Below are 22,795 nucleotides of genomic sequence, written 5' to 3'. Positions count from 1 at the left end.
TTATGATTAGTCCTCTTCGCGCAATCCGAGGCCGAGCTCACCGAGCTTTTCCTGAACTTCTTCCAGCGATTTGCGTCCGAGGTTGCGGACTTTCATCATATCTTCTTCTGACTTCTGCGTCAGCTCCTGCACAGTATTGATGCCTGCGCGTTTCAGGCAGTTATAAGAACGGACCGAAAGATCAAGCTCTTCAATTGTCATTTCAAGCACTTTTTCTTTTTGGTCTTCCTCTTTTTCCACCATAATCTCCGCATTCTGTGCCTGATCGGTCAGGCCGATAAAGATATTCAAGTGCTCATTCATGATTTTTGCACCAAGGGATACTGCCTCTTCGGGACGGATGCTGCCGTCTGTCCAGACATCCAACGTTAACTTATCGTAGTTGGTAATCTGTCCGACACGAGTATTTTCCACCTGGTAATTTACACGCTCGACCGGCGTATAAATAGAATCAATGGGAATGACACCGATTGGAAGGTCGTCGCTGTTGTTTCCTTCAGCCGGGACATAACCGCGTCCGCGATGAGCGGTAAGGCGCATATGCAGGTTGGCGTTTTTTGATAACGTAGCGATGTGAAGATCCGGATTTAGAATTTCCACGTCGCTGTCGTGCGTGATATCCCGTGCAGATATCGTACCTTCTCCCTGCACATCAACTTCAAGCACTTTTTCATCATCAGAGTACACCTTTAAAGCAAGCTTTTTCAAATTCAAAATAATGGTTGTTACGTCTTCAAGTACGCCTTCAATCGTAGAAAACTCGTGAAGAACCCCATCGATTTGAACCGTAGAAACCGCTGCTCCCGGTAACGAGGATAAAAGAATACGACGCAGGGAATTCCCCAGGGTAGTACCATAACCACGTTCCAATGGTTCAACAACAAATTTGCCAAACTTGGCATCTTCGCTCACTTCGACCGCTTCAATGTTAGGCTTTTCAATTTCGATCATTTGTTTGCGTACCCTCCTTCAAACGTCGTACATCCGGCAGCCGGTGCCGGAAAGTAAGGAAAACAGGAAAGCGAAATGCAAAAGCACTCCTTTTAGCCTGAATCCTTTGCAATAGTCATGTTCGCTTTCAGTTATGCACGTGGACGTTTTGGCGGGCGGCACCCGTTATGAGGTACTGGCGTAACATCACGAATGACCGTAACTTCTACACCGGTTGCCTGAAGGGAACGAATTGCAGCTTCACGTCCAGCTCCTGGACCTTTCACTGTAACTTCTACGCTTTTCAATCCGTGTTCCATTGCAGCTTTTGTTGCTGTTTCTGCAGTCATTTGAGCTGCGAATGGAGTGGATTTACGGGAACCTTTGAAACCAAGCACTCCAGCGCTTGCCCATGCAAGTGTGTTTCCCTGGACGTCCGTAATGTTTACAATCGTGTTGTTAAACGTCGAGCGGATATGAGCCACACCCGACTCTATATTCTTGCGCTGACGGCGTTTACGTGGTGCGTTCGACTTTGCTTTTGCCATAATAGGTAACCTCCTTTATGAATAAATTATTTACGTTTGTTTGCTACTGTACGACGCGGACCTTTACGGGTACGGGAATTGTTCTTCGTGTTTTGTCCGCGAAGCGGCAGTCCACGACGATGACGGATTCCACGATAGCTTCCGATCTCCATCAAGCGTTTGATGTCGAGGGACGTTTCACGGCGAAGATCCCCTTCTACCGTATGGTTGTTATCAATAGCCGTACGGATACGGGCGAGTTCGTCTTCAGTTAAATCACGCACACGGGTGTTTTGGTCAACGTCAGCTTCGTTCAGAACCTGAACTGCAAGCGATTTGCCGATGCCGTATACGTAAGTGAGTGAAATAGCAATACGCTTATCACGCGGAATATCTACTCCTGCAACACGTGCCATGCGGGCACCTCCTTTTTATTATCCTTGTCTTTGTTTATGCTTCGGGTTCGAGCAAATTACCATTACCGAACCTTTACGGCGAATAACTTTACAATTGTCACAAATCTTTTTAACGGAAGCTCTTACTTTCATTTTCCATTTACCTCCTTCACTGCATGCATGCCATGCATTGGTAAGAGTGCTCAAGAATGAACTTGCGGGTCTATTTGTAGCGGTACGTAATACGTCCGCGGGAAAGATCGTACGGTGAAATTTCTACAGTTACTTTATCACCAGGAAGAATCCGGATAAAGTGCATACGGATCTTACCGGAAACATGCGCTAAAATTTTGTGTCCATTTTCAAGCTCGACACGAAACATAGCGTTTGGAAGAGGCTCAACCACCGTACCTTCCATTTCAATAACATCATCTTTAGCCATGAATTAATTCTCCTTTTCAAATAAGGCTTCTTGTTCAAAAAAGGTGTAAAGAGCGTGCCGGATTTTCGCGTTAGTCACTCGGCCGGTTTCTATTAAACTCGACTGTACCTCCGGCGAAATATACGAAAGCAATTCTACGTGGGACGTGTTTTTCTTCTTTCCCCGATCGAACTTTCGTCTTTCCCCGTCCGCCAGCATCAGAAACTTATCATCCAGCACATCGATTACTACCGCGTACTGACCAGCTTCGCGCCCCCGGGTCACTCGAACGATTTGTCCCAGATCGGGTCGCCTTGACTCCGAATCTTTCATGCATGCATCCTCTTTTCCTTAGGCTTCGTTAGGATTTAGCAACCTGAAACCGTAATAAACGGACCAGGTTGTCCAACCATCGGAGAGGGTGTATACGTGTTTGCTCTAGGCAAATTCAGTGTACCCCTAAAATGATGGTATTGCATCATGTTCCCGGGTCGTATCCGATGGGCTCCGCGTTACTTATGAAACGCTTCTGCCACATCGCACTTCCCGTATTATAACGAGTTCCCGACCCGTTTTACAAACAATCATGCACGAAGGTCTTTCAAGAGTGCTTCAATGTCATGAAATACTTTATCTATATCCTGATCTCCATCGATGTTACGGAGATATCCTTTTTCTTCATAGAAATCAATCAGCGGCTGCTGCTGTTCAATGTTCACTTCCAAACGGCGCTTAACCGTTTCCGGTTTATCATCATCGCGCTGAACGAGTTCACTTCCGTCTACATCGTCAATCCCTTCCTGCTTCGGCGGATTGTAAATCACGTGATAAGTCCTGCCTGAAGAAGGGGAAACGCGACGGCCGGTAAGACGTTCTTCAAGTTTTTCTTTTGGAACATCGATGTTCAGTACGTAATCGAGCTGCCTGCCCATATCCGCCAGCATTTTTTCCAGTGCACCAGCCTGCGCCGGAGTTCTAGGAAAACCATCGAGCAAAAATCCGTTTCGGCAGTCTTCTTTCTGCAAACGTTCTTCAACAATACCGTTTGTGACTTCGTCTGGAACTAAATCACCAGCATCCATGTAAGACTTTGCCTGTCTACCAAGCTCGGTCTCTTCTTTAATGGCTGTGCGGAACATATCCCCAGTAGAAATGTGGGGAATATTGTATTCTTCACTAATTGTTGCAGCCTGCGTGCCTTTTCCAGCACCCGGCAGCCCCATCAATATCAGATTCACGCTATCTCCTCCAACGACTATTTTACCCGAAGGGAAGCGGCATAGGCGAGCTTCGTCTTCGAGGCCAATTCTATTTAATGAAACCGCGATAGTTCCGTTTAACTAACTGGCTTTCTACTTGCTTCATCGTTTCCAAAGCAACCCCTACAACGATTAGAAGGCCTGTACCGCCAATTTGAATCGACTGTGGGAGACCCATCTGTGTGATGAAAAAGACTGGAATGATGGCAACCACGGTTAAAAACAGGGCTCCGACGAATGTAAGCCTGTAGAGCGTCCGCCGAATGTACTTTTCAGTGGCAAACCCTGGGCGTATGCCGGGAATGTAGCCACCCTGCTTTTTCAGGTTCTCCGTCATTTGTTCGGGATTCACCTGCACAAAGGCATAAAAGTACGTAAACGCAATGATTAAAGCTGCATATACGACCATTCCTATAGGCTGCGTATAATCAAAGTTATTTACAATCCAGTTGGCAATCGCATTCTCTTCCCCAATAAAGCTCGCTGCTGTTGGCGGAAAAATAAATAACGCCAAAGCAAAAATTACCGGGATAACCCCTGCAGCGTTTACTTTTAAAGGAAGATGTGTCGACTGGCCGCCAACCGGGCTCCGTCCAACAGTTCGTTTTGCGTATTGAATAGGAATTTTGCGCAGCGCCTGCTGTACAAAAATGACGCCTACAATAATAGCAAGAACTGCTACTGCCAGAAGCGCTATAGTGATAATGCCTATATATAACTCTCCGCCAGCATCCTCGATCTGCGTCGCATAAATTTGGTTGATTCCATTAGGAATACCCGCCGCAATACCGGCAAAGATCAGGATAGAGATACCGTTCCCCACACCTTTTGCAGTGATTTGCTCACCAAGCCACATTAAAAAAGCCGTGCCGGCTGTCATTATCAACGCAATAAATATATACTTTGCAGCATTTGGGTCCGGAATAAGCCCTGGAAAATAGTTGTTAAACCCAACTGACATTCCAAGTCCCTGAACAAACGCAAGAACAATAGTAAAATAACGGGTGAACTGATTCAGTTTCCGTCTTCCTGTTTCCCCCTGCTTTGCCCATTCCGAAAATTTAGGCACAACATCCATACGAAGCAATTGTACCACAATTGAAGCGGTAATGTATGGCATGACGCCCATCGCAAATATGGAATACTGCGACAGCGCCCCGCCTCCAAACGTGTTTAAAAAGCCAAATGCACTTGCTTCATCAGAGAAATTTAGCACCTGGCGGTTTGTTCCAGGTACCGGAATAAAACTTCCGATCCGAAATATAATCAACATGGCTAAGGTGAACAACACCTTGTTTCGAATGTCACTCACACGAAACATGTTGATAATCGTGCGGAACATTAGACCACCTCGGTTTTTCCGCCTGCTGCCTCAATTGCTTGCACTGCTGAAGCAGAGAACTTGTTCGCGTGCACCTGAAGCTCTTTCTCCAACTTGCCGTCGCCTAAAATTTTCACGCCATCTTTGTACTTGCTGATTACGCCTTTTTCAAGCAACGCTTCTGGAGTTACTGTTGTACCGTTGTCGAAGCTGTTGAGCGTTTCCACATTAACAATAGCGTACTCTTTACGATTAATATTCGTAAAGCCGCGTTTTGGCAAACGCTTGAAGATAGGGTTCTGCCCACCTTCAAAACCTGGACGTACACCACCGCCGGAACGGGCGTTCTGCCCTTTTTGTCCGCGGCCGGAAGTTTTGCCGTTGCCGGAAGCCGGCCCGCGGCCTACACGGTTACGCTGTTTGTTTTTGCCTTTTGCAGGCTGAAGTTCGTGGAGTTTCATGTTGCCACCTCCCTGTCATTTAGGAATGAAATTTATTAGTTCAGTTCTTTTACCGTCAGCAGGTGAGCTACTTTGTTCACCATACCGCGGATTGCAGGATTGTCTTCTTTTACTACCGTACGGTTGATTTTATGCAAACCAAGTGTACGGACTGTAACACGTTGTTCTTCCGGGCGCCCGATCATACTGCGGGTAAGGGTGATTTCCAATTGTTTGGCCATTTGCTTTCCCCCCTTATCCTAACAATTCTTCGACGCTCTTACCACGCAATTTAGCTACTTCTTCAGCTGTTTTCAAAGAAGTTAATCCGTTGATAGTAGCGCGAACCATGTTAATAGGATTGTTGGAACCGAGAGATTTCGACAGAATGTCCTGTACGCCGCCAAGCTCTAAGATGGCACGTACCGGTCCTCCAGCGATTACCCCAGTACCTTCAGATGCAGGCTTCAATAGAACGTTGCCTGCGCCGAAGTGACCAGTGATTTCGTGTGGAATAGTTGTTCCTACGATCGGAATCTGTACAAGGTCCTTTTTAGCGTTTTCTACCGCCTTACGGATTGCTTCTGGTACTTCAATAGCTTTACCCTGGCCAAAGCCGACGTGGCCGTTACGGTCTCCAACTACTACGAGTGCTGCAAAGCGGAAGTTACGTCCACCTTTTACAACTTTTGCGACACGGTTGATGGTTACAACACGTTCTTCAAGCTCCAATTTATTCGGATCAATACTTTGCATTCTTGTCCCTCCCTTACTTTTTAGAATTTTAGTCCGTTCTCGCGGGCTGCTTCAGCGAGTTCTTGAACACGGCCGTGATAAACAAATCCACCCCGGTCAAAAACGACTGTGTCATAGCCTTTTTCTGTAGCACGCTTGGCGAGAGTTTCTCCGATTTTGCGGGCTGCCTCTTTATTGCCGCCATTTTCGATTCCGGAATTTTTCTCCATTGTCGATGCTGCTGCCAGAGTCACTCCTGCTTCGTCGTCAATCAGCTGCGCATAGATATGCTTTGCAGAACGGAAAACGTTCAGACGAGGACGTTCTGGTGTGCCGCTGATTTTGCGGCGGATACTCATATGGCGTTTCTTACGTTTTTCATAACTTGTTGCTTGAGCCATCGTACAGTTCCTCCTTTCGTGCTTGTTGCGATGTTAATTAACCGATTATTTACCCGTTTTACCTTCTTTACGGCGAACTTCTTCACCTTCGTAGCGGATTCCTTTGCCTTTGTAAGGTTCAGGAAGACGCACAGAGCGAATGTTGGAAGCTACTGCCCCGACGCGTTCTTTATCAATACCGCGGACGGTCACTTTCGTGTTAGAAGGTACTTCAATATCGATTCCTTCCTCGGAAACGAATTCTACCGGGTGGGAGTAACCAACGTTTAACACTAACTTCTCGCCAGTCTTTTGCGCACGATAACCTACGCCGACGAGCTCGAGGTTCTTTTCGTACCCTTTTGTTACACCTTCTACCATGTTGTTTACAAGGCTTCGGGTCGTACCATGAAGCGAACGGTACGTTTTATTGTCAGAAGGGCGTTCAAAAGTCACTTCCGACTCTCCAATATTCACAGTAATAACCGGGTGAAGATCACGGCTCAATTCACCTTTTGGTCCTTTAACTGTTACTGTATTTCCTTCTTTAGCGATTGTTACGCCTTCTGGAATTTCGATTGGTTTCAGGCCAATACGAGACATATTGCACACCTCCGTTCTTTATAACGATTTTATTACCAAACGTATGCGAGTACTTCGCCGCCAACGTTTTGTTTTCTTGCTTCTTTATCAGACATAACACCTTTAGATGTAGAAATCACTGCGATACCAAGTCCGCCCAGCACTTTAGGAACCTCGTTGGATCCTGCATAAACACGGAGACCTGGTTTACTGATACGTTTGATACCGGAAATAACTTTCTTGTTTTCCGTACCTGTTTTTAAGAATAAGCGGATCATTCCCTGTTTTTTATCATCGACATATTCAACGTCGCGAATGAAACCTTCCAGCTTGAGGATTTCAGCGATTTCTTTTTTAAGGTTCGATGCAGGAAATTCTACTTTCTCGTGGTTCACCATGTTTGCGTTGCGGATACGAGTAAGCATATCAGCAATCGGATCTGTCATGACCATTTGAATACCTCCCTCCCAGTTACGGGGTCGTGCGCCGGCGCCTGCCGGCGTTTACGTGAATAATTTATTTTTGAAATGGCATGCCCATTTGATCGAGCAGCTCGTAAGATTCTTCATCAGTAGAAGCAGTAGTAACGATAACGATATCCATTCCGCGTACTTTTTCTACCTGATCGTAGGAAATTTCCGGGAAGATCAATTGTTCGCGTACACCAAGCGTGTAGTTGCCACGGCCGTCAAATGCTTTGTTTGACACACCGCGGAAGTCACGGACACGTGGAAGCGTGACGTGGATTAATTTCTCCAGGAAGTCATACATACGTGCTCCGCGCAAAGTTACCTTTGCACCGATTGGCATACCTTCACGAAGTTTAAATCCTGCAATAGAACGTTTTGCTTTTGTAATCAAAGGCTTCTGCCCGCTGATTGCTTCCAGCTCTTCTACTGCTTTATCCAATGAGCGAGGGTTTTGTACTGCTTCCCCAACACCCATGTTAATAACAATTTTATCAACCTTCGGTACTCCCATTACGGAAGAGTAGTCGAATTTCTCGTGCAGACTCGGTACGATTGATGTTTGATACTTTTCTTTTAAAGCGTTCATTCGTGTGACCTCCTCTCGTCCTTTGTCTTACTTAGTTCAGGGCTTCACCTGATTTTTTGGCGACACGTACTTTTTTGCCGTTCTCTACCTTGTGACCAACACGTGTTGGTTCGCCGGATTTCGGATCAAGCGGCATAACGTTTGATACGTGAATGGCAGCTTCTTGGTTTAAGATACCGCCTTGTGGGTTTTCCTGGGAAGGCTTCGCATGTTTTTTCACGATGTTAACACCTTCGACGATTACACGTTCCTGTGCAGGCATTGCTTTAAGGATAACGCCTTCTTTGCCTTTATCCTTGCCGCTGATTACTTTTACTTTTTCACCCTGTTTAACATGAAGCTTATTTTGGGCCATTTTCGCACCTCCTTAACGGGACATCACGACTTCGCATGATATTTGTATTACAGAACTTCCGGTGCAAGGGAGATAATTTTCATATACTGCTCATCACGAAGCTCTCTTGCTACTGGGCCAAAGATACGTGTTCCACGTGGTCCTTTGTCCGTACGTACGATTACAGCTGCGTTTTCGTCAAAGCGAATGTAAGAACCGTCTGGACGGCGAACGCCGCTGCGGGAACGTACAATAACTGCCTGAACTATTTCGCCTTTTTTGACAACGCCCCCTGGTGTTGCTTGTTTGACAGAGCATGTAATCATATCACCGATATTAGCAGTTTTACGGCCGGAACCGCCTAAAACTTTTATGCACTGTACTTCGCGGGCACCAGAGTTATCCGCTACTCTTAAGCGTGATTCTTGTTGGATCATAAGTCACGGTACCTCCTTTCTTTAAAAACGATTTAAAGAATAACTGATTCTTCTATTACTTTCACGAGACGAAAACGCTTGTCTTTCGAAAGCGGGCGGGTTTCCATGATCTGGACGATGTCGCCAACTTTTGCAGTGTTTTCTTCATCGTGGGCTTTAAACTTTTTGGAGTCTCTGACACGTTTGCCGTACAACGGGTCTTTTTTATAAGTTTCAACAACAACAGCAATCGTTTTATCCATTTTATCGGATGTCACGCGGCCGTTATAAACCTTACGGTTGTTACGTTCTTCAGCCATATTGGTTTAACCTCCTTTTCCTTTTAGCCTTTGTTCATCCCGAGTTCACGTTCACGCAACACGGTTTTGGCACGTGCAATATCTTTTCTTACAGTACGGATGCGGGCGGGATTTTCCAACTGACCAGTCGCTAATTGAAAACGAAGGTTAAAAAGTTCTTCTTTCAGGCTTTTTGTTTGGTCTTCGATTTCTACTGTGGTTAGATCTCTCAATTCATTAGCTCTCATTTGCCTCACCACCCACTTCTTCGCGTTTCACAAATTTCGTTTTAATCGGTAACTTGTGAGCTGCAAGTCTCAAAGCCTCACGGGCAATTTCTTCGTTAACCCCGGCAATTTCAAACATGATCTTTCCTGGTTTTACAACAGCTACCCAGCCTTCAGGAGAACCTTTACCGGAACCCATGCGGACTTCGAGGGGCTTCGCTGTGTATGGCTTGTCCGGGAAGATTTTGATCCAGACTTTACCGCCACGTTTCATATAACGAGTCATAGCGATACGTGCAGATTCGATCTGGCGGTTCGTGATCCAGGAAGCTTCCACTGCCTGCAGTCCGTACTCGCCAAAAGTGATTTCTTTGCCGCCTTTTGCACGGCCTCTCATTTTGCCACGGTGTTCGCGACGATACTTTACGCGTTTTGGCAATAACATATTAGTTGCCTCCTTCCTCTTTGTTCGTTCCTTTCGTTGGAAGGACTTCTCCGCGATAAATCCAGATTTTTACACCCAGTTTACCGTACGTTGTATCTGCTTCTGCAGTGCCATAATCAATATCTGCACGCAACGTATGGAGAGGTACTGTTCCTTCACTGTATCTTTCAGAGCGGGCGATGTCTGCGCCGCCTAAGCGTCCGTTTACTTCTGTCCGGATCCCTTTTGCTCCTGCGCGCATCGTACGCTGAATAGACTGTTTCATTGCACGACGGAAAGAAATACGATTTTCAAGCTGGCGGGCAATGTTTGCCGCTACGAGACGGGCATCCATGTCTGCCTGCTTTATTTCTGCAATGTTAATGTGAACCCGCTTGTTAGTCAGGTTGTTCAAGTCTTTACGGAGTGCTTCCACTTCCGAACCACCGCGGCCGATAACCATTCCTGGTTTCGCAGTATGGATCGTAATATTCACACGGTTTGCCGCACGTTCGATTTCCACAGTAGAAATAGAAGCGTCAACGAGCTTCGTTTCGATGTGACGGCGCACTCTGTAGTCTTCATGAAGCAAAGTCGCGTATTCTTTTTCCGAATACCATTTCGATTCCCAATCACGGATGACTCCAACACGAAGTCCGATAGGATTAACTTTTTGTCCCACGCGTTATCCCTCCTTTTTTTCTTCGACGATTACAGTAATGTGACTCGTACGTTTGTTAATGCGGCTTGCGCGCCCCATTGCACGTGGGCGGAAACGTTTGAGTGTTACTCCCTCGTCTACGAATGCTTGGCTGATGTAAAGATTTTCTGGTTCCATCTCATAGTTGTGCTCTGCGTTGGCGATAGCAGAGTTAATAACTTTCTCAACAATCGGAGACGCCGATTTTGGCGTGTTCTTAAGGATGGCAATAGCTTCTCCGACGGATCTTCCCCGGACTAGGTCTATCACAAGACGAGCCTTGCGGGGGGCGATACGGATCTGCTTTGCTACTGCTTTTGCTTCCATGTTTCTTTACCTCCCCTCAGGTCTTATCTTTTCGTTTTTCTATCGTCATTTTTATGGCCTTTAAACGTTCTAGTTGGTGCGAATTCACCAAGCTTATGGCCTACCATATCTTCAGATACATAAACAGGTACGTGCTTGCGTCCGTCGTACACTGCAATCGTATGGCCGACAAATTCCGGGAATACTGTGGAACGGCGTGACCAGGTACGAATAACTTCTTTATTGTTCGAATCGTTTAGTCTCTCGATTTTATTCATCAAGTGCAAGTCGACGAAAGGTCCTTTTTTTAAACTACGACCCATGAGAGAACCTCCTTTCGCGATTAACCTGCGATTCCGGAGAACCGCAGCTTCATCTTTTTATTATTTTTTCTTACGGCGACGGCCACGCACGATATATTTATTGGAATCTTTATTGCGTTTTCTTGTTTTATAGCCAACTGCAGGCTGACCCCAAGGGGATACAGGTGCAACGCGTCCGATTGGCGCACGGCCTTCACCACCACCGTGTGGGTGATCGCTAGGGTTCATTGCGGAACCACGAACGTGTGGACGTTTGTTTAACCAACGGGAACGTCCGGCTTTACCGATGTTCACCAGCTCATGCTCTACGTTTCCAACCTGACCGACAGTTGCACGGCAGGAAGCGAGGATTAGACGGGTTTCACCGGAACGAAGACGCACGAGTACGTACTTGCCTTCTTTACCAAGAACCTGGGCTTCTGCTCCAGCGGAACGAACGAGCTGTCCGCCGCGGCCCGGCTTCAATTCGATGTTATGAATAACAGTACCTACCGGAATATCACGAAGGTCCAATGCGTTACCAAGTTTGATATCTGCACTCGAACCAGCCATGATTTCCTGGCCGATTTTCAACCCTTTTGGAGCAAGGATGTACCGTTTTTCGCCATCAACGTAGTTGATAAGCGCGATATTTGCTGAACGGTTTGGGTCATACTCGATCTCAGCAACTTTACCTGGTACGTCGTTTTTATTACGTTTAAAGTCAATAACACGGTATTGACGTTTATGCCCGCCGCCCTGGTGACGACTGGTCATACGACCCTGGTTATTACGACCGCCTTTTTTATGAAGCGGTTCAAGCAGCGAACGTTCTGGTGTTTCTGAAGTGACTTCGCTGTGCTTGTTTACCGACATGTGACGGCGGCCGTTTGTGGTCGGTTTATACTTTTGGATAGCCATGCTCATTACCCTCCTTCGTATCTATTTGTTAATTAAGCACCTTCGAAGAATTCAATATCTTCGCTATCTGCTGTAAGCGTCACGATCGCTTTTTTACGGTTGGGTTTGTACCCTTCATGACGGCCAAAACGACGGAATTTACCTTTTTTGTTCATTGTATTTACTTTCTCTACCTGAACATCAAAGATTTCTTCAACCGCGTTTTTGATTTGGAATTTATTAGCTTTCACGTCTACTTCAAACGTGTATTTCTTTTCGTCCATCAAGTCAGCGGAGCGTTCTGTAATAACGGGTTTTTTAATTAGGTCACGTGCTTCCATTATGCGAACACCTCCTCTACTTTCTTCACGGCGTCCTGTGTCATAACCAATTTGTCATGTTTCACAACGTCCAGGACGTTTACACTGCTTGCCGTGAGGAATGTTACGTTAGGAAGATTGCGTGCAGACAGACCGACTGTTTCATCGTCGTTGCCGGTAACAATCAATACCTTCGTATCAATGGAAAGAGAAGAAAGTACTTTAACCATCTCTTTCGTTTTCGGAGCATCAAACTTCAGCTCATCAAGCACGACAAGATCATTTTCCTGTGCTTTGCTTGCGAGTGCTGATTTGATAGCCAGACGGCGAACTTTTTTCGGAAGCTTATAGCCGTAAGACCTTGGCGTCGGACCGAACACGATACCACCTTTCACCCATTGCGGGGAACGGATGGAACCTTGACGGGCACGGCCTGTGCCTTTTTGGCGCCATGGCTTGCGTCCGCCACCGCGGCGTTCGGAACGGTTTTTCACTTTGTGCGTTCCTTGTCGTAACGATGCTTGCTGCATGATTACTGCGTCATACAGGACGTGCTCATTTGGTTCAATACCGAAGACAGTGTCTGCTAATTCGATATCTCCTACGCGGGAACCGGTTTGGTTTAGTAAATCTACTGTTGGCATCTTGCGCCCTCCTTTCTATTATGCTTTTTCAGTGTTTGCTTTCACAGCGTTCTGTACTGTTACGTAGCTGCGTTTCGCACCAGGAACGTTACCTTTAACTAAAAGCACGTTGCGCTCGGTATCTACTTTAACAATCTCCAGGTTTTGTACTGTAACCGTGTTGTTACCCATACGTCCAGGGAGCTTTTTGCCTTTCAATACGTGGTTAGGGTCGATAACGCCCATCGCACCAGGGGCACGGTGGAAACGGGAGCCGTGCGTCATTGGTCCGCGGGATTGGTTATGGCGCTTGATAGCACCCTGGAACCCTTTCCCTTTGGATTTCCCAGTGACGTCTACGATATCTCCTTCTGCAAATGTTGCTACACTGACCTCTTGACCAACCTCGTAATCCCCTGGGTTTGTCCCGCGGATTTCTCTAACGAAGCGCTTGGGGGTCGTGTTTGCTTTCTCAGCATGTCCTTTTTCCGGTTTGATTGCGCGTGCTTCTTTTTTGTCGTGAAAACCTAGCTGAATAGCTTCGTATCCATCGGACTCAGTAGTTTTCTTTTGAAGCACAACGTTTGGCTCTGCTTCAATGACCGTAACTGGAAGCAGTTCGCCGTTTTCTTTAAACAGTTGCGTCATGCCGAGTTTTTTACCCAAGATTCCTTTGGCCATGAGTCACACCTCCTAATAAATTTTGATTTTCATATATTTGTTATTATAATTTGATTTCGATGTCTACACCCGATGGTAGATCTAAACGCATAAGCGAATCTACCGTTTGTGGCGTTGGCGTTAAAATGTCGATTAAACGTTTATGTGTACGCATTTCAAATTGCTCACGAGCATCTTTAAATTTGTGCGTAGCACGAAGAATTGTATAAACAGATTTCTCTGTTGGCAATGGAATCGGTCCAGAAACACCTGCACCAGAACGTTTTGCCGTGTCTACAATCTTTTCAGCGGATTGATCCAACACTCTGTGATCATACGCTTTTAAACGAATACGAATTTTTTCATTAGCTGCCATTAAAAGCCCTCCTTCTCGTCCGATTTTACAGACATACTCCGCGAAAATTTCCTCACACCTGGTCATGGCAATGGACCCGGGTGTGTCAGCAACCTTCCGCATCATCGCCTGACCGTGGGTGGATATAGAAGTATTTCTATGTCTCCCATGGTCACACTTCATCTATTATAGTGATCGTTCGCCTTTTACGCAAGGGGTTTTTCAAAAAAATCTCGGTGTGTCCCCCCTTTTTCCCTTTTATCTTTAAGAGCTTTAATTAATATGGAAGAAATAAAAAAACCTCTAATGCTTTTCAGCATTAGAGGAGAATAATCGGGTGATTATTTTTGGATAGTAGAAACAACGCCGGCGCCAACTGTACGGCCGCCTTCACGAATAGAGAACTTAGTTCCTTCTTCGATAGCGATTGGGTTGATGAGCTCAACTGTCATTTCTACGTTATCGCCAGGCATTACCATCTCAACGCCTTCAGGCAGTTGGATGATACCAGTTACGTCCGTAGTACGGAAGTAGAACTGTGGGCGGTAGTTAGAGAAGAATGGAGTATGACGTCCACCTTCGTCTTTGGAAAGTACATAAACTTCTGCTTTGAAGTTAGTGTGTGGAGTAATCGAACCTGGCTTTGCAAGAACCTGGCCACGTTTGATGTCATCACGGGACACACCACGGAGAAGCGCACCAATGTTGTCGCCAGCTTCTGCATAGTCAAGAAGCTTACGGAACATTTCTACACCAGTAACCGTGGATTTGCGGGAGTCTTCATCGATACCGATGATTTCAATTTCGTCCCCAACGTTAAGAACGCCACGTTCAACACGGCCAGTTGCAACTGTACCACGGCCTGTGATAGAGAATACGTCCTCTACAGGCATCATGAATGGCTTGTCTTTGTCACGGTCTGGAGTTGGAATGTAGTTGTCTACAGCTTCCATCAGTTCAAGAATTTTGTTTTCATACTCTTCGTCGCCTTCGAGGGCTTTCAGAGCAGAACCGCTGATGATTGGTACATCGTCACCAGGGAAGTCGTATTCGGATAAGAGGTCACGAACTTCCATTTCTACGAGTTCGAGAAGCTCTTCGTCGTCTACCATGTCAACTTTGTTCAAGAAAACAACGATGGATGGTACACCAACCTGACGGGAAAGCAGGATGTGCTCACGAGTCTGAGGCATTGGGCCGTCAGCTGCGGACACAACGAGAATCGCTCCGTCCATTTGAGCTGCACCAGTGATCATGTTTTTAACATAGTCAGCGTGACCTGGGCAGTCAACGTGTGCATAGTGACGGGAATCAGTTTCATACTCAACGTGTGCAGTGGAGATCGTGATTCCACGCTCACGCTCTTCAGGTGCACCGTCGATTGCGTCATAAGCCATAGCCGTTCCGCGGGAATATTTTTTGTGAAGTACCGTTGTGATCGCAGCAGTCAAAGTTGTTTTACCATGGTCAACGTGACCGATAGTACCAATGTTCGCATGCGTTTTCGAACGGTCGAATTTTTCTTTTGCCATTATAATTGTCCTCCCTTTATTTCAGGTAATTAATGTTGTATAGCAGCCAGGCGGGCGCTGCTATCAGTAAACGCCCTACCTTAGCTTACAATAAATCCGTCATGCATACAATCATCAAGCTGCCGGATTTTTACTGTCCTGTTGCCTGCTTGATAACATCTTCAGAAACACTTTTTGGCACTTCTTCGTAATGATCGAAGAACATGGAATACGTTCCGCGGCCCTGCGTGTTGGAACGAAGAGTCGTGGCGTACCCAAACATCTCAGCAAGCGGTACAAATGACCGGATAACCTGAGAGTTGCCTCGTGCTTCCATACCGTCTACACGGCCACGGCGGGATGTTACATCACCCATAACGTCGCCCATGTATTCTTCTGGAACCACGATATCTACTTTCATTAACGGTTCAAGCAGTACCGGCTTACATTTTTGCTTTGCTTCACGCAGAGCCATGGAAGCCGCAACTTTAAATGCCATCTCGTTAGAGTCGACATCGTGATAGGAACCGTCAAAAAGAGTAGCTTTTACGTCGATAACCGGATAACCGGCGAGCATACCGCTTTGAAGGGACTCTTCAATACCGGACTGCACGGAAGGTACATACTCACGAGGTACCACACCGCCGACGATTTTGTTTACAAATTCAAAGCCGGCGCCTTCTTCGTTTGGCTCAAATTTCACCCAAACGTGTCCGTACTGACCGCGTCCACCGGACTGACGTACGAATTTACCTTCGCAGTTAGCTTCCTGGCGGATTGTTTCACGATAGGATACCTGAGGGGCACCTACAGTCGCTTCTACTTTGAATTCCCGTTTCAAACGGTCAACGATAATGTCAAGGTGAAGCTCACCCATACCTTTGATGATCGTTTGTCCGGTTTCTTCGTCTGTTTCTGTCTGGAAGGTCGGATCCTCTTCTGCAAGCTTTCCGAGAGCGATACTCATTTTGTCATGGTCCGCTTTCGACTTCGGCTCTACAGAAAGGGAAATAACCGGTTCAGGGAAGTCCATCGATTCAAGCACGATGTTGTCTTTTTCTGCCACAAGTGTGTCACCGGTGCTCGTATCTTTCAAACCGACGCCCGCTGCAATATCACCGGCATATACCGTTGAAATTTCTTCACGGGAGTTTGCGTGCATTTGAAGAATACGGCCGACGCGCTCACGTTTATCTTTCGTGGAGTTTTTGACGTACGACCCGGAACTGAGTGTACCAGAATATACGCGGAAGAAAGTCAGCTTACCGACATAAGGGTCTGTGGCCACTTTGAAGGCCAGTGCAGAGAACTTCCCGTTGTCGTCTGCCGGCCGCTCTTCCTCTTCTTCCGAATCCGGATATTTACCTTTAATAGCAGGAACATCCAATGGAGATGGAAGATAGTCGAGAACAGCGTCGATCATAAGCTGAACGCCTTTGTTTTTAAAGGCAGAACCACAAAGTACTGGATAAAACTCAACGTTCAGCGTTCCTTTACGGATTGCCAGTTTGAGTTCTTCATTTGTGATTTCTTCTTCTTCAAGGTATTTCATCATAAGATCTTCATCGAGTTCTGATACAGCTTCCACCAGCTTCTGGCGGTACTCCTGAGCCTGTGCCTGATACTCTTCCGGAATTTCACGTGCTTCCGCACGGGTTCCGAGATCATCAAGGTAGTAGTAAGCCTGCATTTCGATAAGATCAATAATTCCTTCAAAATCATCCTCAGCACCGATCGGAAGCTGGATTGCCTGAGCATTCGCGCCGAGACGCTCTGTCAGTGTGCTTAAGGAATAAACAAAATCCGCGCCTACCTTGTCCATTTTGTTAACGAAAACAATACGTGGAACATGGTAGGTAGTTGCCTGGCGCCATACAGTTTCTGTCTGCGGCTCCACGCCGGACTGCGCATCCAATACAGCAACAGCTCCGTCAAGCACACGCAGGGAACGCTCTACCTCTACGGTAAAGTCTACGTGACCCGGAGTGTCGATGATATTGATACGGTGGTTTTTCCATTGGGCTGTCGTCGCAGCGGAGGTGATAGTAATACCACGCTCTTGTTCCTGCGACATCCAGTCCATTTGAGAAGCACCTTCATGGGTTTCACCAATTTTATGGATACGACCCGTGTAATAAAGGATACGCTCTGTTGCTGTCGTTTTACCAGCATCAATGTGAGCCATGATTCCAATATTACGGGTTTTTTCCAAGGAGAATTCACGTGCCATGGACTTTCTTTCTCCTTCCATTCATCAAAGTAGTATTTTCCGCGGTAGTGCTTACCAGCGGTAGTGAGCAAACGCTTTGTTTGCTTCAGCCATACGATGAGTATCTTCACGACGCTTAACAGCAGATCCTGTGTTGTTGGAAGCATCAAGAATTTCATTTGCAAGACGCTCTTCCATGGTTTTTTCTCCACGAAGACGAGCGTAGCTCACGATCCAACGAAGTGCCAGAGTCGTACGACGGTCTGGTTTAACTTCAATTGGAACCTGATAGTTAGCTCCCCCTACACGGCGGGCTTTTACTTCCAATACAGGCATAACGTTTTTCATAGCCTGATCAAAAACTTCCATCGGCTCCTGACCGGAACGCTCCTGCACGAGGTTAAATGCTCTGTATAGGATATTTTGCGCTTTTCCTTTTTTACCATCATTCATTACACGGTTGATCATGCGTGTAACAAGCTTGGAGTTATAAATAGGATCAGGCAGAACATCACGGCGTGGTGCTGGTCCTTTACGAGACATAAATCCTCCTCCTTTCTTTATATTATGAACGAGCTGTTATTATTTCTTTTTCTTCCCGCGCTTGGTTCCGTATTTGGAACGGCTTTGCATACGGTTTTGTACACCGGCAGTATCAAGAGCACCACGAACAACGTGATAACGCACACCAGGAAGGTCCTTAACACGGCCTCCACGGATCAATACTACGCTGTGCTCCTGGAGATTGTGACCAATACCAGGAATGTATGCTGTAACCTCGATTTGGTTAGTCAGGCGCACACGTGCGTACTTACGAAGAGCCGAGTTTGGTTTCTTCGGGGTAAGTGTGCCTACACGAGTACATACACCACGTTTCTGCGGAGCATTTTGATCTGTTGGGACTTTACGCAAGCTATTGTAACCTCGGTTCAACGCCGGAGAGTCAGTCTTTTTAGTCTTCATCTGACGGCCTTTACGAACCAGCTGATTAATAGTTGGCATAGTTGTTTTCCTCCTTTCCGACTAAGTTATTTCAAGACCACCGTTCCAGGTGGTTCATTGATAAGCAAAATGAAAGTTTTTGCCGATGAGATCCGAAATCCCACCAGCAAAAACTCGTTATTGCTTTTTTAAAGCGATCGTAGCCGCTCCTACATCAATTCCGCAAGCTTTTCCAAGTTTTTTCATCGAATCGACAAACTGGATGGAAACACTGCTTTCATTTGCAGCTTTAAGAATACGCTGCTGAATTTCTACAGCGGCATCTTCTGCCACAATGATTTCGGAAGCTGTGCCATGTTCAATCGCTTTAAGCGTTTGTTTAGTTCCAATTAAAACTTCGTCAGCCTGTGTTACTTTTTCATAAGACATCATTCATCCTCCAAAGCACAGGAGCTTAACGCACCTTAGATAGCATATCACCGCGTTTTTGCGATGTCAACACTATTTCATTCCGACGAATATACTTCTTCGCCCGATTCCTGCATTTCCTGAACAGCTTCTTCCGGGAGAACCTGTTCGAGGCTGCGGTAACGCTGCATGCCTGTACCGGCCGGAACCAGTTTCCCGATAATAACGTTTTCTTTCAGACCTAAAAGCTCGTCGCGTTTGCCGCGAATGGCTGCGTCCGTAAGAATTCTTGTCGTTTCCTGGAACGAAGCGGCCGAAAGGAAGGAGTCTGTTTCAAGCGACGCTTTCGTAATACCAAGAATGACCGGCTGACCGACGGCTGGCTGATGGTGTTTTTGAAGTGCTTCACGGTTTGCTTTTTCAAACGCATGCACTTCCACCAGACTGCCAGGCAGAGCATCTGTATTACCGGAATCAGTAATCCGGATTTTACGGAACATTTGACGAACCATTACTTCAATGTGCTTGTCGCCAATTTCAACGCCCTGCATGCTGTATACCTTCTGAACTTCTTTCAGAAGATACTGCTGTACCTGGTCGAGCCCGGTTACTTTCAACAGTTCTTTCGGATCGATCGAACCTTCAGTAAGAGCCTGGCCGACTTCCACCTGATCTCCTACTCCTATGCGGAGACGGGCACCATAAGGAGTTGTATAGGAGCGGCTTTCAAGCGCGCCCTGCACCGTAACTTCTTTTTTATCCGTCAGATCTTTCACATCGACAATTTCGCCGGAGAGTTCAGAAATGACAGCCTGACCTTTCGGATTACGGGCTTCAACAAGCTCCTGGATACGAGGAAGACCCTGGGTAATGTCATCCCCGGCTACCCCGCCTGTGTGGAACGTACGCATTGTAAGCTGCGTGCCCGGTTCACCGATAGACTGGGCAGCAATGATTCCTACTGCTTCGCCCACTTCAACGTCGGCTCCTGTAGCAAGGTTACGGCCGTAGCATTTTTTGCAGACGCCGTGATGCGTATCGCACGTAAAGACAGAGCGGATAACGACTTTTTCGACGCCGGCTTCTTCAATAATACGGGCCGAATCCTCATTCAGAAGCTCGCCTTTTTGAGCCAGTACTTCGTTCGTTTCAGGATGACGCACTGTTTCAAAGGCTACACGGCCGATGAGGCGGTCCTGAAGTTTTTCAATGATTTCGTTACCTTCACGAAGCGTTGCTACCGCAAGTCCGCGGTCGGTGCCACAGTCATCCTCACGGATGATAACGTCCTGGGCCACGTCCACAAGACGACGGGTCAGATAACCCGAGTCGGCAGTTTTAAGCGCTGTGTCGGCAAGACCTTTACGCGCACCGTGCGTGGAAATAAAGTATTCAAGTACAGTAAGTCCTTCACGGAAACTTGATTTAATCGGAAGCTCGATGATTCGTCCGGATGGATTGGCCATCAGTCCGCGCATACCTGCAAGCTGGGTAAAGTTCGATGCGTTACCACGGGCACCGGAGTCACTCATCATAAAGATAGGGTTTCTTATATCAAGCGTACCCATAAGTTTTTCCTGAATGACGTCTTTGGCGCTGCCCCAAATACTGATGATTTTATCGTAGCGCTCTTCTTCGGTAATCAAACCGCGTCGGAACTGTTTCATCACCCGCGAAACCTGTTCCTCGGAATCCGTCAGCACGTCCTGCTTATCCGGAAGTACAACAATATCCGAAATACCAACAGTAATACCTGCTTTTGTAGAGTAATGGAAGCCAAGATCCTTCATACGGTCAAGCATTTTCGACGTTTCGATGATCTGGAAGTTCTTAAATACCGCTGCGATGATATCCCCCAGGAAGCCTTTTTTAAATGGCTGTATGAGTTCGCGGTTTTTAAATTCTTCTTTTACATCTGTCGTGCTCGGTACTACATATTTTTCCGGGAGCTCCTGTTCAAGGTTTAATGCTGTCGGCTCGTTCACGTAAGGGAACGATGTCGGCAGAATTTCATTGAAAATGAGCTTTCCTGGTGTCGTTAAGACGAGCTTGCTCATCTCTTCTTCACTGAAATTCGTTTTATTTAACGCACGGACAGGCAGAGCAATCCGGGTATGCAGATGCACATAGCCGTTTTGATAGGCAGTGAGCACTTCTTTTATATCGTTAAAGGTAGAACCTTCACCCATCGCATTTTCACGCTCAAGTGTCAGGTAATAGTTTCCAAGCACCATGTCCTGGGAAGGTGTAACAACCGGCTTGCCATCCTTAGGGTTCAGGATGTTCTGCGCTGCAAGCATGAGCACCCGGGCTTCTGCCTGCGCTTCTGCCGAAAGCGGCACGTGTACAGCCATCTGGTCTCCGTCAAAGTCGGCGTTATACGCTGTACATACGAGCGGGTGAAGCTTGATGGCGCGCCCTTCGACCAGCGTCGGTTCAAACGCCTGAATACCAAGGCGGTGAAGCGTTGGAGCACGGTTTAAAAGAACCGGATGTTCGCGGATAACGTCTTCAAGCACATCCCACACTTCCGGATGCACGCGTTCTACTTTCCGCTTTGCGCTCTTAATGTTGTGTGCCAGACTCCGGTTCACGAGTTCTTTCATTACAAACGGCTTGAAGAGCTCAAGAGCCATTTCTTTAGGAAGCCCGCACTGATACATTTTCAGGCTTGGCCCGACCACGATAACAGAACGACCAGAATAGTCAACACGTTTACCGAGAAGGTTCTGACGGAAACGTCCCTGCTTCCCTTTAAGCATGTGAGAAAGAGATTTTAGCGGACGATTTCCGGGACCGGTAACTGGACGGCCGCGGCGCCCGTTGTCGATCAGGGCGTCGACAGCTTCCTGAAGCATCCGTTTTTCGTTTTGTACGATGATGCTCGGTGCTCCCAGATCAAGAAGACGCTTCAAACGATTGTTCCGGTTAATCACACGACGGTACAGATCGTTCAGATCAGAGGTTGCAAACCGGCCGCCATCAAGCTGAACCATTGGACGGATTTCCGGAGGAACAACCGGGAGCACGTCGAGAATCATCCATGCTGGATGGTTGCCAGAGTGACGGAACGCTTCAAGTACTTCCAGACGCTTGATCGCACGAGTGCGGCGCTGTCCCTGTGCTGTTTCGAGTTCACCTTTTAGGCCATGCACTTCTTTTTCAAGATCAATATCCTGAAGAAGCTTGCGGATGGCTTCTGCACCCATTTGAGCAGAGAAGGTTTTGCCGTACTTATCGTAATATGCACGGTACTCTCGTTCGGAAAGCAGCTGCTTGTATTCAAGCGGCGTCTCCCCTGGCTCCGTTACTGTATAAGAAGCAAAATAAATAACTTCTTCGAGCGAGCGCGGGGACATATCAAGAACAAGTCCCATACGGCTCGGAATACCTTTAAAGTACCAAATATGAGATACCGGAGCTGCAAGCTCGATGTGGCCCATGCGTTCCCGGCGCACTTTCGAACGGGTAACTTCCACTCCGCATCTGTCACAGACTACGCCTTTATAGCGAATACGCTTGTATTTGCCGCAGTGGCATTCCCAGTCTTTTGTCGGACCAAAAATACGTTCGCAGAACAGCCCGTCTTTTTCCGGTTTTAACGTCCGGTAATTGATCGTTTCTGGCTTCTTCACTTCGCCGTGTGTCCAGGAACGAATTTTTTCCGGAGAGGCAAGTCCAATTTTCATATATTCAAAGTTATTGACGTCTATCAAGAGGTCGACCTCCCTTTCGATCTATAAAGGTGGCATGGCTGAAAGAGGGACAAGAGGTGCCTACAAAAGCTGATAAGCTTTTAATTAGACACCCCGT

General features: G+C 46.9%; 34 protein-coding genes. All 34 read right to left on the bottom strand.

Features of this window, described 5'->3' with window-relative positions:
• Positions 1-6: 6 nt before the first annotated feature.
• The gene (locus tag ACTRXH_RS13785) at positions 7-951 is read right to left on the bottom strand and encodes a DNA-directed RNA polymerase subunit alpha (protein WP_022794494.1); all 945 of its coding nucleotides are present in this window, start codon (positions 949-951) and stop codon (positions 7-9) included.
• Between the two features lie 131 nt (positions 952-1,082).
• Entirely contained in the window at positions 1,083-1,478 is a 396-nt protein-coding gene (gene rpsK / locus ACTRXH_RS13780) for a 30S ribosomal protein S11 (RefSeq protein WP_022794492.1), read from the bottom strand.
• A 26-nt stretch (positions 1,479-1,504) separates the two neighbouring features.
• Complete coding sequence (gene rpsM, locus ACTRXH_RS13775; protein ID WP_022794491.1) at positions 1,505-1,873, bottom strand: 30S ribosomal protein S13; 369 nt, start codon at positions 1,871-1,873, stop codon at positions 1,505-1,507.
• An 18-nt stretch (positions 1,874-1,891) separates the two neighbouring features.
• Positions 1,892-2,005: a 50S ribosomal protein L36 gene (gene rpmJ / locus ACTRXH_RS13770; protein ID WP_084687350.1), complete on the bottom strand. Its 114-nt coding sequence runs from the start codon at positions 2,003-2,005 to the stop codon at positions 1,892-1,894.
• Between the two features lie 70 nt (positions 2,006-2,075).
• Entirely contained in the window at positions 2,076-2,294 is a 219-nt protein-coding gene (gene infA, locus ACTRXH_RS13765) for a translation initiation factor IF-1 (protein WP_022794490.1), read from the bottom strand.
• A 3-nt stretch (positions 2,295-2,297) separates the two neighbouring features.
• Complete coding sequence (locus ACTRXH_RS13760; protein WP_022794489.1) at positions 2,298-2,606, bottom strand: KOW domain-containing RNA-binding protein; 309 nt, start codon at positions 2,604-2,606, stop codon at positions 2,298-2,300.
• A gap of 251 nt (positions 2,607-2,857) precedes the next feature.
• Complete coding sequence (locus ACTRXH_RS13755; protein WP_022794488.1) at positions 2,858-3,511, bottom strand: adenylate kinase; 654 nt, start codon at positions 3,509-3,511, stop codon at positions 2,858-2,860.
• A gap of 70 nt (positions 3,512-3,581) precedes the next feature.
• Positions 3,582-4,874: a preprotein translocase subunit SecY gene (secY, locus tag ACTRXH_RS13750; RefSeq protein ID WP_322527237.1), complete on the bottom strand. Its 1,293-nt coding sequence runs from the start codon at positions 4,872-4,874 to the stop codon at positions 3,582-3,584.
• Positions 4,874-5,314, bottom strand: a complete 441-nt coding sequence (gene rplO / locus ACTRXH_RS13745) for a 50S ribosomal protein L15 (RefSeq protein WP_298788697.1) — start codon at positions 5,312-5,314, stop codon at positions 4,874-4,876. Before rplO ends, secY begins: the two co-directional genes overlap by 1 nt.
• 35 nt (positions 5,315-5,349) lie before the next feature.
• The gene (gene rpmD, locus ACTRXH_RS13740; protein ID WP_022794485.1) at positions 5,350-5,535 is read right to left on the bottom strand and encodes a 50S ribosomal protein L30; all 186 of its coding nucleotides are present in this window, start codon (positions 5,533-5,535) and stop codon (positions 5,350-5,352) included.
• A 13-nt stretch (positions 5,536-5,548) separates the two neighbouring features.
• Positions 5,549-6,049 (bottom strand): 30S ribosomal protein S5, encoded by a 501-nt coding sequence (rpsE, locus tag ACTRXH_RS13735; RefSeq protein ID WP_022794484.1) that lies wholly within the window; start codon positions 6,047-6,049, stop codon positions 5,549-5,551.
• A 20-nt stretch (positions 6,050-6,069) separates the two neighbouring features.
• Positions 6,070-6,429: a 50S ribosomal protein L18 gene (rplR, locus tag ACTRXH_RS13730; RefSeq protein WP_298788702.1), complete on the bottom strand. Its 360-nt coding sequence runs from the start codon at positions 6,427-6,429 to the stop codon at positions 6,070-6,072.
• Between the two features lie 45 nt (positions 6,430-6,474).
• On the bottom strand, positions 6,475-7,011 hold the full coding sequence (rplF, locus tag ACTRXH_RS13725; protein WP_474263643.1) for a 50S ribosomal protein L6: 537 nt from the start codon (positions 7,009-7,011) through the stop codon (positions 6,475-6,477).
• Between the two features lie 32 nt (positions 7,012-7,043).
• Positions 7,044-7,442, bottom strand: coding sequence for a 30S ribosomal protein S8 (gene rpsH / locus ACTRXH_RS13720; RefSeq protein ID WP_079475117.1), 399 nt, complete (start codon positions 7,440-7,442; stop codon positions 7,044-7,046).
• Positions 7,443-7,506: 64 nt separating this feature from the next.
• Positions 7,507-8,046 carry a 50S ribosomal protein L5 gene (rplE, locus tag ACTRXH_RS13715; RefSeq protein WP_022794480.1) on the bottom strand — a complete coding sequence of 180 codons (540 nt, stop codon included), beginning with the start codon at positions 8,044-8,046 and terminating at the stop codon, positions 7,507-7,509.
• Positions 8,047-8,077: 31 nt separating this feature from the next.
• Positions 8,078-8,401 (bottom strand): 50S ribosomal protein L24, encoded by a 324-nt coding sequence (gene rplX / locus ACTRXH_RS13710; protein ID WP_079475115.1) that lies wholly within the window; start codon positions 8,399-8,401, stop codon positions 8,078-8,080.
• Between the two features lie 47 nt (positions 8,402-8,448).
• The gene (gene rplN / locus ACTRXH_RS13705) at positions 8,449-8,817 is read right to left on the bottom strand and encodes a 50S ribosomal protein L14 (RefSeq protein ID WP_079475114.1); all 369 of its coding nucleotides are present in this window, start codon (positions 8,815-8,817) and stop codon (positions 8,449-8,451) included.
• A gap of 32 nt (positions 8,818-8,849) precedes the next feature.
• On the bottom strand, positions 8,850-9,116 hold the full coding sequence (rpsQ, locus tag ACTRXH_RS13700) for a 30S ribosomal protein S17 (protein WP_462868226.1): 267 nt from the start codon (positions 9,114-9,116) through the stop codon (positions 8,850-8,852).
• A 23-nt stretch (positions 9,117-9,139) separates the two neighbouring features.
• Positions 9,140-9,343, bottom strand: coding sequence for a 50S ribosomal protein L29 (rpmC, locus tag ACTRXH_RS13695; RefSeq protein WP_091616711.1), 204 nt, complete (start codon positions 9,341-9,343; stop codon positions 9,140-9,142).
• On the bottom strand, positions 9,333-9,767 hold the full coding sequence (rplP, locus tag ACTRXH_RS13690) for a 50S ribosomal protein L16 (RefSeq protein WP_022794475.1): 435 nt from the start codon (positions 9,765-9,767) through the stop codon (positions 9,333-9,335). Before rplP ends, rpmC begins: the two co-directional genes overlap by 11 nt.
• A 1-nt stretch (position 9,768) precedes the next feature.
• Positions 9,769-10,428: a 30S ribosomal protein S3 gene (gene rpsC, locus ACTRXH_RS13685; protein WP_462868227.1), complete on the bottom strand. Its 660-nt coding sequence runs from the start codon at positions 10,426-10,428 to the stop codon at positions 9,769-9,771.
• 3 nt (positions 10,429-10,431) lie between these two features.
• On the bottom strand, positions 10,432-10,773 hold the full coding sequence (gene rplV / locus ACTRXH_RS13680) for a 50S ribosomal protein L22 (RefSeq protein ID WP_022794473.1): 342 nt from the start codon (positions 10,771-10,773) through the stop codon (positions 10,432-10,434).
• 23 nt (positions 10,774-10,796) lie between these two features.
• The gene (gene rpsS, locus ACTRXH_RS13675; protein WP_022794472.1) at positions 10,797-11,075 is read right to left on the bottom strand and encodes a 30S ribosomal protein S19; all 279 of its coding nucleotides are present in this window, start codon (positions 11,073-11,075) and stop codon (positions 10,797-10,799) included.
• A 60-nt stretch (positions 11,076-11,135) separates the two neighbouring features.
• Positions 11,136-11,975, bottom strand: a complete 840-nt coding sequence (gene rplB, locus ACTRXH_RS13670) for a 50S ribosomal protein L2 (RefSeq protein WP_022794471.1) — start codon at positions 11,973-11,975, stop codon at positions 11,136-11,138.
• Between the two features lie 32 nt (positions 11,976-12,007).
• The gene (gene rplW / locus ACTRXH_RS13665; protein ID WP_022794470.1) at positions 12,008-12,295 is read right to left on the bottom strand and encodes a 50S ribosomal protein L23; all 288 of its coding nucleotides are present in this window, start codon (positions 12,293-12,295) and stop codon (positions 12,008-12,010) included.
• Complete coding sequence (gene rplD, locus ACTRXH_RS13660) at positions 12,295-12,918, bottom strand: 50S ribosomal protein L4 (protein ID WP_022794469.1); 624 nt, start codon at positions 12,916-12,918, stop codon at positions 12,295-12,297. The genes rplW and rplD overlap by 1 nt, the downstream gene beginning before the upstream one ends.
• An 18-nt stretch (positions 12,919-12,936) precedes the next feature.
• Positions 12,937-13,578 carry a 50S ribosomal protein L3 gene (gene rplC, locus ACTRXH_RS13655; protein WP_474282603.1) on the bottom strand — a complete coding sequence of 214 codons (642 nt, stop codon included), beginning with the start codon at positions 13,576-13,578 and terminating at the stop codon, positions 12,937-12,939.
• Between the two features lie 43 nt (positions 13,579-13,621).
• Positions 13,622-13,933, bottom strand: coding sequence for a 30S ribosomal protein S10 (rpsJ, locus tag ACTRXH_RS13650; protein WP_027847395.1), 312 nt, complete (start codon positions 13,931-13,933; stop codon positions 13,622-13,624).
• 320 nt (positions 13,934-14,253) lie between these two features.
• A complete protein-coding gene (tuf, locus tag ACTRXH_RS13645) occupies positions 14,254-15,444 on the bottom strand; it encodes an elongation factor Tu (protein ID WP_022794466.1) in 1,191 nt (396 codons plus the stop codon).
• Positions 15,445-15,574: 130 nt separating this feature from the next.
• The gene (gene fusA / locus ACTRXH_RS13640; RefSeq protein ID WP_322527242.1) at positions 15,575-17,653 is read right to left on the bottom strand and encodes an elongation factor G; all 2,079 of its coding nucleotides are present in this window, start codon (positions 17,651-17,653) and stop codon (positions 15,575-15,577) included.
• Positions 17,654-17,704: 51 nt separating this feature from the next.
• Entirely contained in the window at positions 17,705-18,175 is a 471-nt protein-coding gene (gene rpsG / locus ACTRXH_RS13635; protein ID WP_022794464.1) for a 30S ribosomal protein S7, read from the bottom strand.
• Between the two features lie 39 nt (positions 18,176-18,214).
• Positions 18,215-18,634 (bottom strand): 30S ribosomal protein S12, encoded by a 420-nt coding sequence (gene rpsL / locus ACTRXH_RS13630; protein WP_022794463.1) that lies wholly within the window; start codon positions 18,632-18,634, stop codon positions 18,215-18,217.
• Between the two features lie 117 nt (positions 18,635-18,751).
• On the bottom strand, positions 18,752-19,003 hold the full coding sequence (locus ACTRXH_RS13625; RefSeq protein WP_474263638.1) for a 50S ribosomal protein L7ae-like protein: 252 nt from the start codon (positions 19,001-19,003) through the stop codon (positions 18,752-18,754).
• A gap of 77 nt (positions 19,004-19,080) precedes the next feature.
• Complete coding sequence (rpoC, locus tag ACTRXH_RS13620; protein WP_474282601.1) at positions 19,081-22,698, bottom strand: DNA-directed RNA polymerase subunit beta'; 3,618 nt, start codon at positions 22,696-22,698, stop codon at positions 19,081-19,083.
• Between the last annotated feature and the right edge of the window lie 97 nt (positions 22,699-22,795).

This window comes from Marinococcus sp. LNHM5E3-2.1, from assembly GCF_056034365.1.
The sequence above is the reverse complement of the archived record's forward strand: the minus strand, read 5'-3'. Positions and strand labels throughout refer to the sequence as shown.

Bases quoted from the DNA above. Each gene is read 5' to 3' on its own strand.
- rplV (WP_022794473.1), bottom strand. From the start codon at position 10,773: ATGGAAGCAAAAGCAGTAGCAAAGCAGATCCGTATCGCCCCCCGCAAG.
- rpsJ (WP_027847395.1), bottom strand. From the start codon at position 13,933: ATGGCAGCTAATGAAAAAATTCGTATTCGTTTAAAAGCGTATGATCAC.
- rpsE (WP_022794484.1), bottom strand. From the start codon at position 6,049: ATGCAAAGTATTGATCCGAATAAATTGGAGCTTGAAGAACGTGTTGTA.
- rplC (WP_474282603.1), bottom strand. From the start codon at position 13,578: ATGGCCAAAGGAATCTTGGGTAAAAAACTCGGCATGACGCAACTGTTT.
- rplO (WP_298788697.1), bottom strand. From the start codon at position 5,314: ATGAAACTCCACGAACTTCAGCCTGCAAAAGGCAAAAACAAACAGCGT.
- rplD (WP_022794469.1), bottom strand. From the start codon at position 12,918: ATGCCAACAGTAGATTTACTAAACCAAACCGGTTCCCGCGTAGGAGAT.
- rpmC (WP_091616711.1), bottom strand. From the start codon at position 9,343: ATGAGAGCTAATGAATTGAGAGATCTAACCACAGTAGAAATCGAAGAC.
- rpsS (WP_022794472.1), bottom strand. From the start codon at position 11,075: ATGGGTCGTAGTTTAAAAAAAGGACCTTTCGTCGACTTGCACTTGATG.
- rplR (WP_298788702.1), bottom strand. From the start codon at position 6,429: ATGGCTCAAGCAACAAGTTATGAAAAACGTAAGAAACGCCATATGAGT.
- infA (WP_022794490.1), bottom strand. From the start codon at position 2,294: ATGGCTAAAGATGATGTTATTGAAATGGAAGGTACGGTGGTTGAGCCT.
- fusA (WP_322527242.1), bottom strand. From the start codon at position 17,653: ATGGCACGTGAATTCTCCTTGGAAAAAACCCGTAATATTGGAATCATG.
- rplX (WP_079475115.1), bottom strand. From the start codon at position 8,401: ATGGCCCAAAATAAGCTTCATGTTAAACAGGGTGAAAAAGTAAAAGTA.
- rpsL (WP_022794463.1), bottom strand. From the start codon at position 18,634: ATGCCAACTATTAATCAGCTGGTTCGTAAAGGCCGTCAGATGAAGACT.
- secY (WP_322527237.1), bottom strand. From the start codon at position 4,874: ATGTTCCGCACGATTATCAACATGTTTCGTGTGAGTGACATTCGAAAC.
- rpsQ (WP_462868226.1), bottom strand. From the start codon at position 9,116: ATGGCTGAAGAACGTAACAACCGTAAGGTTTATAACGGCCGCGTGACA.
- rpsH (WP_079475117.1), bottom strand. From the start codon at position 7,442: ATGGTCATGACAGATCCGATTGCTGATATGCTTACTCGTATCCGCAAC.
- rplE (WP_022794480.1), bottom strand. From the start codon at position 8,046: ATGAACGCTTTAAAAGAAAAGTATCAAACATCAATCGTACCGAGTCTG.
- ACTRXH_RS13785 (WP_022794494.1), bottom strand. From the start codon at position 951: ATGATCGAAATTGAAAAGCCTAACATTGAAGCGGTCGAAGTGAGCGAA.
- rplN (WP_079475114.1), bottom strand. From the start codon at position 8,817: ATGATCCAACAAGAATCACGCTTAAGAGTAGCGGATAACTCTGGTGCC.
- rpmD (WP_022794485.1), bottom strand. From the start codon at position 5,535: ATGGCCAAACAATTGGAAATCACCCTTACCCGCAGTATGATCGGGCGC.
- ACTRXH_RS13760 (WP_022794489.1), bottom strand. From the start codon at position 2,606: ATGAAAGATTCGGAGTCAAGGCGACCCGATCTGGGACAAATCGTTCGA.
- rpsM (WP_022794491.1), bottom strand. From the start codon at position 1,873: ATGGCACGTGTTGCAGGAGTAGATATTCCGCGTGATAAGCGTATTGCT.
- ACTRXH_RS13625 (WP_474263638.1), bottom strand. From the start codon at position 19,003: ATGTCTTATGAAAAAGTAACACAGGCTGACGAAGTTTTAATTGGAACT.
- rpsG (WP_022794464.1), bottom strand. From the start codon at position 18,175: ATGTCTCGTAAAGGACCAGCACCACGCCGTGATGTTCTGCCTGATCCT.
- tuf (WP_022794466.1), bottom strand. From the start codon at position 15,444: ATGGCAAAAGAAAAATTCGACCGTTCGAAAACGCATGCGAACATTGGT.
- rpsK (WP_022794492.1), bottom strand. From the start codon at position 1,478: ATGGCAAAAGCAAAGTCGAACGCACCACGTAAACGCCGTCAGCGCAAG.
- rplB (WP_022794471.1), bottom strand. From the start codon at position 11,975: ATGGCTATCCAAAAGTATAAACCGACCACAAACGGCCGCCGTCACATG.
- rplF (WP_474263643.1), bottom strand. From the start codon at position 7,011: ATGTCTCGTATTGGCCTGAAACCAATCGAAATTCCAGAAGGCGTAACA.
- rplP (WP_022794475.1), bottom strand. From the start codon at position 9,767: ATGTTATTGCCAAAACGCGTAAAGTATCGTCGCGAACACCGTGGCAAA.
- rpmJ (WP_084687350.1), bottom strand. From the start codon at position 2,005: ATGAAAGTAAGAGCTTCCGTTAAAAAGATTTGTGACAATTGTAAAGTT.
- rplW (WP_022794470.1), bottom strand. From the start codon at position 12,295: ATGGAAGCACGTGACCTAATTAAAAAACCCGTTATTACAGAACGCTCC.